Genomic DNA, 13,074 nt, shown 5'->3' on the forward strand with positions numbered 1-13,074 from the left:
GGTTTGCCAAAGGTAGCGGAGAAAAAATCGTTTTGTTATTTCTTAACTGATTCTTCTTCCAGCTTTCTTAAATAATCAACTAGTTGGTCTTTTGCTAACGAAAGTGCTATTCCAACAGCATAGGATGTTATCGCGTTGCTTAAAAAAGAGGATTCTTTTTTCTCTGATTTTTTCTCTGATTTATCACTATCGGTCAACAAAGAATAAATCAAATAGGCCCCAGCAACAACGGCACCTGCCACTAGAATTTGTGTACCTTTTTCTTTGGCTACCTGCTTAATATCCGCGATTGATTCGCCAATTTTACCTTCGTAATTAGCAGCTTCAGCTTCTAATTTGGCTTTTTTTTCAGTGATCTGACTCATCTTCTCTATTTTCTTCTTCTACAGCGATTTCTTCTTTTGTTTCAATTTGTGATTCGGTAGGTTGGCGAAAGCTCGCAACCAGCAAACCTCCCACGATTAGGCATATTCCAGAAACAATGAAATGTCCCCAGTATTGACTGTCTAAATAGGTATTTAGCATATTAGCCAAGGCGTGAAGAAAAAACAACACACCTATAGCTAAAGCAAATGTAACTATGATGAATTTGAAAATTCTTTCTAATAAGGCTTCTAAGCGCTCTTGAATATCGAGTTTAACGAGTTCAAATTGCGTTTTGAGGTAGTTTTTTACTAAATCTACCAAGCCATTATTTTCAAAAAATCCCATTTAGCGTTGTTTTAACTTTGCTTCAATTGAATGCTGGGTATGCGGAACAAGGCGTAATCGCTCTTTTGAGATAAGCTTACCTGAATCAATGCAAACCCCATAGGTCCCATTTTTTATACGCATCAAGGCATTTTCAAGGCTTTTTGCGAATTTTTGTTGGCGTACGGCCAATTGATTCATACTCTCTTTTTCTTGGGTATCTGCCCCATCTTCCATGACCTTTGAGTTACCAGAGGTATCATCTGTACCCGGGTCATTTTTTTTACTTAATGCTTCACGTAAATACTTCAACTCTGCATTGGTTTCCGCTAATTTACTTTGAATAATTGCTTCGAACTCTTTTAATTCATCAGCTGAATAACGATTCTTCTCTTCAGTCGCCATAGATAAAAACTCTTTTAATTTTTCTGAACACAGAAAAGTATAATTATTTGAATTTCAGCACCTTACTGAACCTCCTGTGTTCCAATCTACAAAGATAATTTTATTGGACTATTTTGTATGCGCTTTACCATAAAATCTCAGACAATTTTTTTAATAGCCTGATTTATAGCTTTTTATACCATGATGTCCAGCCATAAATTGCTAAAATTATGTATATAGCATACAAGGCTGCCGTACCATGTAAGCCGTTCACGATGTACATTCCCACATAGGCAATATCAACTAAAATCCATAAAATCCAATTTTCAATTTTTCGCTGAGCAGCCCAAAAGGTTCCTAAAATACTTAACCCAGCTAAGCAGGCATCCCAGTAAGGGTTCTTAACCTGTGTCGTGTAACGTTCATGTAAATATCCCGCAACAAGTCCATAAAGTAATGCGATCATTATCCCTGAAATATTTTGTGCCAAACTGTTTTTTGTGGGTTTCCATTCAGCTTCTGCCTGCTGCCATTGATACAATCCGTAGGCCGACATCAAAATAAAAACGAGCTGTAATTCCATGTCAGAATACAATCCTGCTTGATAAAAAATGAATATATAAAGGCAGGATGCTAACATATTCCAAATCCAGGCCGTGGGTTTTCTTTGACTTGAAAAATATACGCCCATTAAGGATGCTATGATTCCGGCTGCTTCAATCATTTCCCTGAATTTTTTGTGAAATACGTACAGAAATGTGTAATGCCACATGCTGAACAATTCGGTTTACGAGCTAAGCAAATATAACGACCATGTAAGATCAGCCAATGATGAGCCCGGGGTATAATGTCGTTTGGTAAATGCCGAATTAAAGCTTTTTCTACAAGCAAAGGTGTTTTCGCGGTCTGTGGAACTAAGCCCAACCTTCTCGATACACGAAAAACATGCGTATCCACAGCCATTGCTGGTTGATTATAAATGACCGATGCGATAACATTTGCGGTCTTACGTCCTACCCCAGGTAGGCTTTGTAAATCTTCCAAGGTCTCAGGTACTTTACCAGCAAATTGGTCAACCAACTTTTGTCCTAGGCCGAGTAAATGTTTGGCCTTATTATTGGGATACGATACGGAACGGATGAAACTAAATATCTCCTCAACACTGGATTCTGCAAGTGCTTTTGGATCAGGGAATCGTTTAAACAAGGCAGGGGTAACTTGATTGATGCGTTTGTCGGTGCATTGTGCAGACAATACAACAGCCACCAACAACTCAAAGGGATTGCTGTAATGTAATTCCGTTTCCGCCTCAGGGAATGAGGATTCGAAATGGGAAATAAATGCTTGAAATCGTTCCTTTTTTAACATCACGGGTAATTTGATGCAAAATAAGAAACAATTTCAAGATTAAGATTGAATCGACTCTTTGTGTTTGGAATAATCCAAAATGCGATCAATCACACGCTCTGACGGGGCAATGTATGCCTGGTCTAATGCGTTTTGGACCTGTTGGAATGCCGCTAACTCCGAGCGTATTCCTGGATTTGATAATTCGTTGATGCCTAATTGAGGCTCGTACAAGTTTTTAATAAGGTCATTTGGGGTAAAGCTTTGCGTCATAGGCAATCTCTTGTTTGTTTAGCATTTTCCTCAGGTTGATTAGCGCATAGCGCATTCTTCCCAAAGCTGTGTTGATGCTCACGCCCGTTTGATCTGCAATTTCTTGAAAACTTAAGTCTTCATAATGTCGCATGACCAATACTTCACGTTGTTCATCAGGTAATTTTTTTATCATTTCCCGAATGTTTTCTACTTGATCCGCCTTCATCTGCTGCTCCTCTATAGAGTCTTCTGCAAAATCAAAGCTGTTGAAAACTTTCGAACCATCTTCTAATACAATCGTAGGATAACGTTTTTCCTTCCTAAAATGATCAATCGCCATGTTGTGCGAAATACGCAGAATCCAGGGTAAAAATTTCCCTTCTTCATTGTAGCGTCCCGACTTGATCACGTCGATCGCTTTAATATATGCTTCTTGCATTAAGTCTTCCGCAATGTAGCGGTCCTTAACGATCAAGTAAATAGTCGTATAAACTTTGGATTTACTGCGTTTGACCAATGTCTCAAACGCTTTATCGTCCCCTTGGATGTATGCTGATAATAAAGCCGCATCGCTAACCTGAATTTTAATCATAAAACTTCAAAATTGTTAACGTAGAGGTTTATCTCATATTGTATCTCCTATGTATTTTTTGGACGAAAAATTAATATTTGTCTTGATGACCTTCCAAAAGTAGACAAAACTTTTTTAAAACAAAATCGTTTTACAATTATCTATGACAAAAAATTAGTAAATTTTTAATCTTTTTTGGCATAAAATAAAGACTCGAGTATCTAAATCAATTAACTTCGTTTTCCAATTTAATTTTATCTTTTATTATGAAAAAAACCTTATCTCTTGCATTTATTTTCTGTTTATCAGCGGTTCAGTTGTTAGCTCAATCCAATCCTACTGACTATGCTGGGACATTCAAGCTTTCAGAAAACCCTTATGTTAAATCGGTTACCATTTCAGTTAAAGACAACAAAGTTATTATGGCCGCTGAAGGTTTTCCAGAATCTGAACTAACTGCAGGCAAAGCGGCTGATGAATTTACACTTGAGTCGATGAGTGCCACCCTTGTGTTTACGCGTGAAGCAGGCGTTGTTAAGGGGTTGAAAATTGAAGCTCAAGGCCAAGTAGTAACGGGAGTGAAGGATAGTGGAGCTAGTTTAGAGGACTATGTTGCCTCGTTTAAAATGGCTGATAACGAATACGTTAAGAAAATTATCATTGCGATGAAGGATGGCCAATTAGCATTGAGTTCAGATGCTAATCCTGCTGAAGGTGCCGTATTAAAACCAACCAACGGGAAAGATACTTTTTCTGCAACGATTCAAGGCTACGATGCTGACGTGATTTTCTCACGAGCTGCAGGCAAAGTTGCCTCGATTAAGTTATCGGTAGCCGGTGGCCAAGTAGTATTAACTGGCGATCGCGAATAACACTGAATGGTAAGGGCTAGGCTTTAAACAAAAGGCTAGCCCTTATTTTAATGCCCTTTTGTACATTTGGATGGTATTCTCCAATCCATAATATAGCGCATCGCATATCAAGGCATGTCCAATAGACACCTCATCCAATGGGGCAACATTAGCCTTAAAAAATGCCAAATTTTCCAAACTTAAATCATGGCCCGCATTAACCCCTAAGCCCAGTTGGCTAGCGCGAAATGCCGCCTTCCGATATGCCGAAACGGCCTGTGTTGGATTCTTAAAAAACTGTTCCGCGTAAGGTTCTGTATATAGCTCAATCCGATCGGTTCCGGTTGTTGCTGCTGCTTCAACCATCTCCATCACCGGGTCAACGAAGATCGAGGTACGTATGCCAACTTCCTTAAATTGTGCGATTAATGCTTGTAATAAACCTTGGTGTTGGATGGTATCCCAGCCATGATTCGAGGTGATTTGCCCCAAGGCATCCGGAACCAGTGTAACCTGATCGGGTCGAACCTCCATCACCAATTCAATGAAAGAGGCTTCCATCGGATTCCCCTCGATGTTGAATTCGGTTTTTACCACTTCTTTTAATGCGCGCACATCCGCATAACGAATATGGCGTTCATCCGGCCTCGGGTGAACCGTAATGCCTTCCGCGCCAAATCGCTCACAATCCAAAGCCACCTGAATGACATCCGGGTTATTACCTCCGCGTGCATTACGTAGGGTGGCAATCTTGTTGATATTTACACTGAGTCTAGTCATGTCATAAAAAAAGGCCGGTATTGCCGGCCTTCTCTTTAAATTAAGTTGTGTGCCGCGAGGTATTCCGCAATTTGGACCGCATTCGTTGCTGCGCCTTTTCGCAAGTTGTCAGCGACAATCCATAAGTTTAACGTATTTTTTTGGCTTTCATCCCGACGAATACGTCCTACAAATACCTCGTCTTTTCCATGTGCTGTGATCGGCATCGGATAAAGGAAATTCGCAGGATCATCTTGTACGATAATACCTTCTTCTTTTTCCAAAATCGATCGAACCTCCGCTAAATCAAAATCATTTTCAAATTCGATATTCACCGATTCTGAGTGTCCACCGATTGTCGGGATACGAACCGTAGTCGCCGTCACCTGAATCGAGTCATCCATCATGATTTTTTTGGTTTCCAAAATCATCTTCATCTCCTCTTTCGTATAGCCATTTTCCAAGAACACATCAATGTGAGGCAATACGTTCAAGTCAATCTTGTGTGGATAAACTTTGTTATAATCAGTTTTACCCGCACGCTCATCGAACAATTGGTCAACCGCCGCTTTTCCAGTACCCGTCACCGACTGATAGGTAGAAACAACTACACGCTTGATTTTATATTTCTTGTGCAAAGGGTTCATCACCACAACCATTTGAATGGTTGAGCAATTCGGATTAGCAATGATTTTATCCTCTGGTGTTAATGTGTTTGCATTGATTTCAGGAACCACTAATTTTTTAGTAGGGTCCATGCGCCAAGCAGATGAATTATCTACCACGGTAATGCCCGCTGCTGCAAATTTTGGTGCCATTTCCAACGATGAACTACCTCCAGCCGAGAAGATGGCAACGTTAGGTTTCATGGAGATTGCTGTTTCATAACCAACCACTTCAAATTCCTTTCCTTTGAAAGCAATTTTTTTACCAATCGAGCGCTCAGACGCAACTGGAATGATTTCAGAGACTGGAAAATTACGCTCTGCTAATACTTTTAAGATTTCGCCGCCAACCAATCCTGTGGCGCCTACAACAGCAACTTTCATGTTTATATTAATTAAAAATTATACTTCCAATTCAATGCCAATGATGCACCTTGTGCCCCAAAGGATTTAACTTCCAAGCTTATTTTAGGTTCCTTGCTCGCTAAGCTATTATATCTGCTTAAAGCACGATTTAAATGATGCATACTGATTGTTCCTACATAAACATTCACCAATGCAGCCGCGCCAATCGTGGAAAAATAAAACTCGTCAGTTACCTGACCCGGTTTTATAAAGGAGTAAATTGAAATCCCTAAACCAATGCTCGATATCCAAGTCATCAGTTTTCGTTGCTGCTTGAATTTGTTGAACGCTAAGCTAATTTCTGGATCTTTTGCTTCCAACAAAGGAATTTGCAATGCCAGCGGATTATCAATTACCTGCCTTTTATACACGTACTTATTTCTAAAACCTTGTTGAATTTGCTCAATCGGATATATAGTTTCTACTAACGCTTGCTGAGCCCATAATTCCAAGGAGACACAACAAGAAAATAAAAAGAAAAATAGCCTGATTTTCACAAAGCAAAAGGGTTAATTAGCCTGCAAAATTAGGGCTTAAATTCTGAATCAAAAGGATTTTTTTGATAAAATCCGCTAAATAGATGGATGCCAGTAGGGGTAATGCAAAGGTCTAATGGAATGTCATGCGATTCTACATCATCGATTCGCTGAACAGGTTCATCCAAGCAGATACCAATTTTCAAAGCATCCAGCCGACAGTCCTTTAAAAAACGATCATAATAACCTTTGCCATACCCCACGCGATTACCAAACGAATCGAAGGCTAATAAGGGAATCACAATCATGTCAATTTCATGCGCGGGAATGTGTTTGCTATTTTGTGGATCAGGTTCTTGAATACCCCAGGGAGATGTCACGAAGTTGTTACCCGAAAGGTTATGATAAGCGACCATGGTATTTTCATCTTCCACTCTTGGAAAACAAAGTTCATGTCCTAATGATTCTAGCTTTTCATGTATGAACGACATCTGAACTTCCTTGCGTTCCAAAATCGGCTGAAAGCTCATAATGACATGCGGTATTTGAATGCTCGTTATGAAATCCATGAATTCTTGTTGGGCCGCCTCATTCAACAAACTAAATATACGATCCGACACATTTTTGCGTCGGGCTAATGCAAGCTGTCGGAGGCGTGATTTGTTCATGACTTTGGCCTTAACTTTTCGGTATTTTTTCTTATTTTTGCATCAATTTTGCCGATTATTTCATAAAAAACAACAAGACTGTGGCCTTTAAGGAATACAAAAATTTAGATTATGCTGCTGTAGCGGATGAGGTACTAAATTTCTGGAAAGAGAATAAAATTTTTGAACAATCGATTTCTTCACGTGAGGGAAATCCTAGCTTCACTTTTTTTGAAGGCCCACCATCAGCCAACGGTACGCCGGGTATTCACCACGTTATGGCGCGTACAATTAAGGATATTTTTTGCCGTTACCAAACACTAAAAGGGAAACAAGTAAAACGAAAAGGGGGTTGGGACACGCACGGGTTGCCCGTTGAATTGCAAGTTGAGAAGGAATTAGGCATCACCAAAGAGGACATCGGCAAGTCGATTTCTGTTGAGGAATACAATCAAAAATGCCGGGAGACCGTCATGAAATTCACGGATCAGTGGAATGATTTGACAGAAAAGATGGGCTATTGGGTGGATTTAGATAATCCCTACGTAACCTATCAAACCTCCTATATCGAAAGTGTTTGGAATCTTTTGAAGCGTTTATACGATAAAGGGCTTTTATACAAAGGCTATACCATTCAGCCTTATTCGCCTGCGGCCGGAACGGGTTTGTCGTCCCATGAATTAAACCAACCGGGTTGTTACCGCGATGTAAAGGATACTTCATTAACGGCACAATTTGAGGCAAAAAACACGGCGAAATCGGCCTTTTTATTTGAAAAATCAGGAGGAGCTCCCGTTTATATCTTAGCTTGGACAACGACGCCCTGGACTTTACCTTCCAACTCCGCTTTAACGGCTGGTAAGAATATTCAATATGTTTTAGTTAAAACCTTTAACCCTTATACCTATTTACCAGTACATGTGGTATTGGCAAAGGATTTAGTGAAGAATTATTTCCAAGCAGCGGCAGAAAATGGTGATTTTGACGCATATGCAGCAGCTGAAAAGAAACCCGCTGCGATTCCATATGCGATTTTGGACACCTTTAAAGGTTCAAACCTAGATGGTGTTGAATACGAGCAATTGATGCCCTACGTTCAACCTGCAAGTCCGGCTTTCCGCGTAATTTTGGGCGATTTTGTGACGACGGAGGATGGTACGGGGATTGTTCATACGGCCCCTACTTTTGGTGCGGATGACTTTCGTGTAGCCCAACAAAATAATATACCGGCCATTTTTGTGCAGGATGAAAACGGGAAAGATGTGCCTTTGGTTAATCGCCAAGGATGTTTTGTGCAGGAAGTAACTGATTATGCTCTTGAGCCTGTCAAGGAGGCATATTTAACCGAAGAAGAAAAAGAAGCAGCCAAAATCAAGCAAGGCCGTGATAAATATTTGTCTGTTGATGAACGTATTGCCATCCAATTAAAAACGGAAAACAAGGCTTTCAATGTTCAGAAATTTGATCACCCTTATCCACATTGTTGGCGTACGGATAAGCCTGTCCTTTATTACCCATTGGACTCTTGGTTTATCAAAACAACGGCAGTTAAAGACCAATTAATTAAGTTGAATAACACCATCAACTGGAAACCGGAATCGACTGGAACAGGTCGTTTTGGAAACTGGTTGGAAAATTTAGTAGACTGGAACTTGTCTCGCTCGCGTTATTGGGGAACGCCTTTGCCTATTTGGCGGACAGAAGATGGTTCTGAGGAATTGTGTTTCGGATCGGTCGAGGACTTGGTGAAGTCGTTGCATGGAGCGATTGAATCTGGGAAATTAACAGCTGAACAACAAAAGGGTAATGAGGCGTTTATTGCTGCCGTGAAAGCGGGAGAAGCGGATTTACATCGTCCCTATGTGGATAATATTTTTGTGCTAAGTGCATCTGGAGTTGTGATGGCACGTGAGTCGGATTTGATTGACGTGTGGTTTGATTCGGGTGCTATGCCTTTTGCACAGTGGCATTATCCGTTTGAAAATCAAGCAATTTTTAAGCAATCTTATCCAGCTGATTTCATCTCTGAAGGGGTGGATCAAACGCGTGGATGGTTCTTTACACTCCATGCCATTTCGGCCATGGTGGAGGAATCAGTGGCATTCAAAAATGTTGTTTCAACCGGTTTAGTATTGGATAAGAATGGCAATAAAATGTCCAAACGTTTAGGTAATGCCATCGATCCATTTGATACGCTTTCAAAATACGGTGCTGATCCTACACGCTGGTACATGATTACGAATGCCCAACCCTGGGATAATTTAAAATTTGATCTTGCGGGCATTACCGAGGTGCGAAATAAATTCTTTGGAACCCTGACAAATACCTATAATTTCTTTGCCTTGTATGCGAATTTGGACGGATTTACACCCGATTCACAAGGGGTAAATACAGCAAATTTAACGGAGTTAGACCGTTGGGTTTTATCAAAGTTAAGTAGTTTAATTGCGGAGGTTGATGAGGCTTATGCTGCTTATGAGCCTACCAAAGCAGGACGTGCGGTGCAGGATTTTGTATGTGATCATTTGTCTAACTGGTATGTTCGTTTGTCACGCCGACGCTTTTGGAATCCGGAGGATACGAATCAGGGAATTTCTGCCGACAAAGCCGCAGCTTATCAAACTTTGCATACCTGTTTAACTACAGTAGCGCAATTAATGTCGCCTATTGCCCCATTCTATGGCGATTGGTTATATAAGAATTTAACGGATGCGAAATCGGTACATTTAACGGATTTTGTCAAAGTGAATACTGTATGGCGTAATGAGGACTTAGAAGCTTCGATGGATTTGGCGCAGCGAATCTGTTCATTGGTTCACTCAATTCGTAAGGTTCATAAATTGAAAGTTCGCCAACCACTTGCGCAGGTGCTTGTACCCGTATTGCAAGAATCCGTTCGTGAGCAAATTCGTAAAGTCGAAGATTTGATTAAGTCGGAGGTGAATGTCAAATGGGTCAATTACCTAAATGATGCATCTGGGGTATTAAGTAAAAAAGTGAAACCTAATTTTAAGGCTTTGGGTCCGAAATTTGGAAAAGACATGAAGGCGGTTGCAGAAGTAATCACCGGAATGAGTTCGGATGATTTGGCGCAAATTGAATCTGCCGGCACAGCGAACTTACAAGGATTTGACATTGCTTTAGCCGACATTGAAATTGTAACCGAGGATATGCCAGGGTATTTGACTGCGTCTGAAGGAGGGTTGACTATTGCATTGGATAATACCTTGACTCCGGAATTAGTGCAAGAAGGGATGGCTCGTGAATTTGTGAATCGTATACAGAATTTACGTAAAGATTCAGGTTTCGATGTGGTGGATAAAATTGGCATATTGGTGGAGCAGGGTTCATCGGATTGGATGGAAAGTATTCAGGTTTTTGGAGCCTACATTCAGCAGGAAGTTCAAGCAGTAAAAATTGATATTTTACCTGCCTTGACTGGAGAAAAATCGGAGCTTATGATGGATGATGCAACATTATTTGTCCAAATTAAGGTAATCAACTAATCGAAAATGGTATTCAATTCCTTGCAGTTTTTGGTGTTCTTTGGAATTGTTACATCCGCCTATTTTTTGTTGGCTCATCGTTTTCGTTGGATGCTTTTGTTGGTAGCCTCTTGCTACTTTTACATGGCTTTTCAGCCTATTTATCTTGGCATATTAGGCTTTACTATTGTGGTGGATTATTATGCAGGAATCTATTTAGCGCGTTTTGAAGGGAGGGCTAAAAAGGTAATTTTAGGATTAAGTCTCTTGGCGAATGTGGGGGTTTTAGCTGTTTTCAAGTATTATGCGTTTTTTACGGGTAATTTCATGGTGGCGGCAAACTATTTTGGCATTGCCATTCAAGTTCCTCAGTTATCAATACTCTTGCCTATCGGTCTATCCTTTCATACCTTTCAAGCGATGAGCTATACCATCGAGGTCTATCGTGGGAATCAGAAGGCAGAACGGAATTTCGGAATTTACAGCTTGTATGTGATGTTTTATCCGCAGTTGGTTGCCGGCCCAATCGAACGTCCTCAAAACCTTATTCACCAGTTTTATAAAGAACATGTCTGGGATAGCGAGCGGGTAAAGGCGGGGTTGTTTCAAATGTTACAAGGTTTATTTAAGAAAGTGGTAATCGCTGACCGACTAGCTATTTTAGTTGATTCAGTATACGGCAGTTTATCTATTCAATCTGGAGGGAATTTAGTCATCGCTTCTATCTTTTACTCATTTCAAATTTATTGTGATTTTTCGGGCTATTCTGATATGGCAATTGGTGCTGCTAAGGTTATGGGATTTGATTTAATGACGAACTTTCGTGCGCCCTATTTGGCAAAATCCATCCCCGATTTTTGGCGGCGTTGGCATATTTCGCTTTCCACCTGGTTTAAAGATTATGTCTATTTTTCTTTAGGTGGAAATCGGGTATCAATACCCCGCTGGTATATAAACATCATGGTGGTATTTATTATTTCGGGTTTTTGGCATGGTGCGAGTTGGAATTTTGTTATTTGGGGTGCGTTGCATGGCGTTTTTCAATTGGTCGGCATAGAACTTAGTCGGCGCTTTCCACGCTTGTCACCTGAAAAAGCAGCAGGTATTTATTTAAGAATCTTTCAAGTTTGGACATTTGCGCTAGTGACTATTGCCTGGATCTTTTTCCGTTTACAGCACTTTAGTGAAATTAAAATGTTTGCCAAACGTTTATGTGTATGGCATGTGGAAGCTCCTTTAGGGATGCATATCAATGAAATTATTACCAGTTTGGGTTTAATTATGGGTTTATTAATCTGGGATTCCACTGAAAAACCCATGCGATATAATGTTTGGCTATTACCTATCGCATTGGTAGCAATATACTTTTTGGGAGTATTTAGTTTGAAGCAGTTTATATACTTTCAGTTCTGATGAAAAGATCGCTTGGGTATTTCATGTTATTGGTCTTGTTGTTGATTCTAGGAGTCAGTAGTTCTGAACAGGCAATGCGCTGGACCTCGCAAGTAAGGTATCAGGAAACGGGGATATTAGGTTCTGATAAATACCGTTTTGGTGATTTATATGGCTTGACTTATTTACCAGATTTTCGAATTGAAAAGGATAATTCTTTACTAAGTAACCAATATCAGGTGGATCATACCCGAGATATGGACCTATACATTTTGGGAGATAGTTATCTGTTCAGTTACATTCAAATGGATACCTCAAATTTTGCTCGTTCTAAGCAAGTAGTCTTTCGGAAATGGTCTGATGATGATAAATCGCCCATTGTGATTCACCCCTCGAAGCGCAAAAAGGTATTACTTATTGAATCGGTTCAGCGTAATGTTTGGACGGTTATTGACATATTGCTTATTAAGTCTCATTTGGAGGGATTCAAATCTCCTTTGCCGTGGAACGAAGCATTAAATGCGACTTTGACGGATGCAATTTATGATGCTAATTTGGAACAAAATATTGATTTCACGCTTTTTGATTTTCAATTATTTAGCCCTTTGAAATCCTTGAAGGCTCAATGGAACAGGGCACTTTTTAATAGAATAGAGCAAGATGTGGTGTTGTCAAAAGATCACCAGTACCTATACATGAAAGAGACTGTCGATTCGCTTCAAAAAGGTAGTTCATTTTACCCTATTCGCACAGCGGAAGTCAATGAGCTGATTACCCGAATGGCAACTATTCAGAAATATGCGATTTCCAGGGGTTTTGACGAGGTAGTATTTAGCTTCATTCCAAACCCTGTCAGCATTACCCAAACAGAGGGCAGATTAGACAATCAATTGAATCAAAAATTAGTTGACAAGTATGGAGAACGGTTTCGTTTTTTAGATCCAACGCCGGTTTTGTTACAAGGGGGTAAGAAATACTTTTTTCAATCGGATTCTCATTGGAATCAAATGGGGGCGAAGCAATGGTTAGGTCAATTGAATCAATTTTTACTCAATCGTTAATAAAACGCTATGCAGCTAGGAATGCGGTTTAGATTTCATGCTTTTCGCTTGCTGCTCATGATGCTGTTCTTTTTGGGGGGACAAGC

Annotated in this window: 15 protein-coding genes; 4 read left to right on the forward strand and 11 right to left on the reverse strand. The window is 40.1% G+C overall.

The window, feature by feature from the left end:
* Positions 1-35: 35 nt before the first annotated feature.
* The 7 genes from ACIQZ2_RS05585 to ACIQZ2_RS05615 form a co-directional block, all read right to left on the reverse strand.
* A complete protein-coding gene (locus tag ACIQZ2_RS05585; protein WP_395767862.1) occupies positions 36-365 on the reverse strand; it encodes a hypothetical protein in 330 nt (109 codons plus the stop codon).
* A complete protein-coding gene (locus tag ACIQZ2_RS05590; RefSeq protein WP_395767863.1) occupies positions 349-711 on the reverse strand; it encodes a phage holin family protein in 363 nt (120 codons plus the stop codon). The genes ACIQZ2_RS05585 and ACIQZ2_RS05590 overlap by 17 nt, the downstream gene beginning before the upstream one ends.
* Positions 712-1,095, reverse strand: coding sequence for a TraR/DksA family transcriptional regulator (locus tag ACIQZ2_RS05595; RefSeq protein ID WP_395767864.1), 384 nt, complete (start codon positions 1,093-1,095; stop codon positions 712-714).
* A gap of 163 nt (positions 1,096-1,258) precedes the next feature.
* Positions 1,259-1,798: a nicotinamide riboside transporter PnuC gene (gene pnuC, locus ACIQZ2_RS05600; RefSeq protein ID WP_395767865.1), complete on the reverse strand. Its 540-nt coding sequence runs from the start codon at positions 1,796-1,798 to the stop codon at positions 1,259-1,261.
* A complete protein-coding gene (gene nth, locus ACIQZ2_RS05605; protein ID WP_395767866.1) occupies positions 1,795-2,442 on the reverse strand; it encodes an endonuclease III in 648 nt (215 codons plus the stop codon). Before nth ends, pnuC begins: the two co-directional genes overlap by 4 nt.
* A gap of 39 nt (positions 2,443-2,481) precedes the next feature.
* Positions 2,482-2,655 (reverse strand): hypothetical protein, encoded by a 174-nt coding sequence (locus ACIQZ2_RS05610; RefSeq protein ID WP_395767867.1) that lies wholly within the window; start codon positions 2,653-2,655, stop codon positions 2,482-2,484.
* Between the two features lie 13 nt (positions 2,656-2,668).
* A complete protein-coding gene (locus ACIQZ2_RS05615; RefSeq protein WP_395767868.1) occupies positions 2,669-3,268 on the reverse strand; it encodes an RNA polymerase sigma factor in 600 nt (199 codons plus the stop codon).
* Positions 3,269-3,513: 245 nt separating this feature from the next.
* On the opposite strand from ACIQZ2_RS05615, the gene ACIQZ2_RS05620 reads away from it, so the two are divergent.
* Positions 3,514-4,119 (forward strand): hypothetical protein, encoded by a 606-nt coding sequence (locus tag ACIQZ2_RS05620; RefSeq protein WP_395767869.1) that lies wholly within the window; start codon positions 3,514-3,516, stop codon positions 4,117-4,119.
* 42 nt (positions 4,120-4,161) lie between these two features.
* Here ACIQZ2_RS05620 and ACIQZ2_RS05625 read toward each other — a convergent pair whose 3' ends face one another.
* The 4 genes from ACIQZ2_RS05625 to ACIQZ2_RS05640 are packed head-to-tail and all read right to left on the reverse strand — an operon-like array spanning position 4,162 to position 7,071.
* Positions 4,162-4,878 (reverse strand): pyridoxine 5'-phosphate synthase, encoded by a 717-nt coding sequence (locus ACIQZ2_RS05625; protein ID WP_395767870.1) that lies wholly within the window; start codon positions 4,876-4,878, stop codon positions 4,162-4,164.
* A 35-nt stretch (positions 4,879-4,913) separates the two neighbouring features.
* Entirely contained in the window at positions 4,914-5,906 is a 993-nt protein-coding gene (locus ACIQZ2_RS05630) for an aspartate-semialdehyde dehydrogenase (RefSeq protein ID WP_395767871.1), read from the reverse strand.
* A gap of 11 nt (positions 5,907-5,917) precedes the next feature.
* Positions 5,918-6,424 (reverse strand): hypothetical protein, encoded by a 507-nt coding sequence (locus ACIQZ2_RS05635; RefSeq protein WP_395767872.1) that lies wholly within the window; start codon positions 6,422-6,424, stop codon positions 5,918-5,920.
* Positions 6,425-6,453: 29 nt separating this feature from the next.
* Complete coding sequence (locus ACIQZ2_RS05640; protein ID WP_395767873.1) at positions 6,454-7,071, reverse strand: 5-formyltetrahydrofolate cyclo-ligase; 618 nt, start codon at positions 7,069-7,071, stop codon at positions 6,454-6,456.
* Between the two features lie 80 nt (positions 7,072-7,151).
* Between ACIQZ2_RS05640 and ileS the strand changes: the two genes are divergently transcribed.
* Genes ileS through ACIQZ2_RS05655 form a run of 3 tightly spaced genes read left to right on the forward strand, consistent with a single transcriptional unit; the run spans position 7,152 to position 12,988 of the window.
* Positions 7,152-10,556, forward strand: coding sequence for an isoleucine--tRNA ligase (ileS, locus tag ACIQZ2_RS05645; RefSeq protein WP_395767874.1), 3,405 nt, complete (start codon positions 7,152-7,154; stop codon positions 10,554-10,556).
* Between the two features lie 6 nt (positions 10,557-10,562).
* Positions 10,563-11,948, forward strand: a complete 1,386-nt coding sequence (locus tag ACIQZ2_RS05650) for an MBOAT family O-acyltransferase (protein WP_395767875.1) — start codon at positions 10,563-10,565, stop codon at positions 11,946-11,948.
* Positions 11,948-12,988: a hypothetical protein gene (locus ACIQZ2_RS05655; RefSeq protein ID WP_395767876.1), complete on the forward strand. Its 1,041-nt coding sequence runs from the start codon at positions 11,948-11,950 to the stop codon at positions 12,986-12,988. Before ACIQZ2_RS05650 ends, ACIQZ2_RS05655 begins: the two co-directional genes overlap by 1 nt.
* Positions 12,989-13,074 lie beyond the last annotated feature (86 nt).

This window comes from Aquirufa sp. (assembly GCF_044342065.1).
Lineage (GTDB): Bacteria > Bacteroidota > Bacteroidia > Cytophagales > Spirosomataceae > Aquirufa.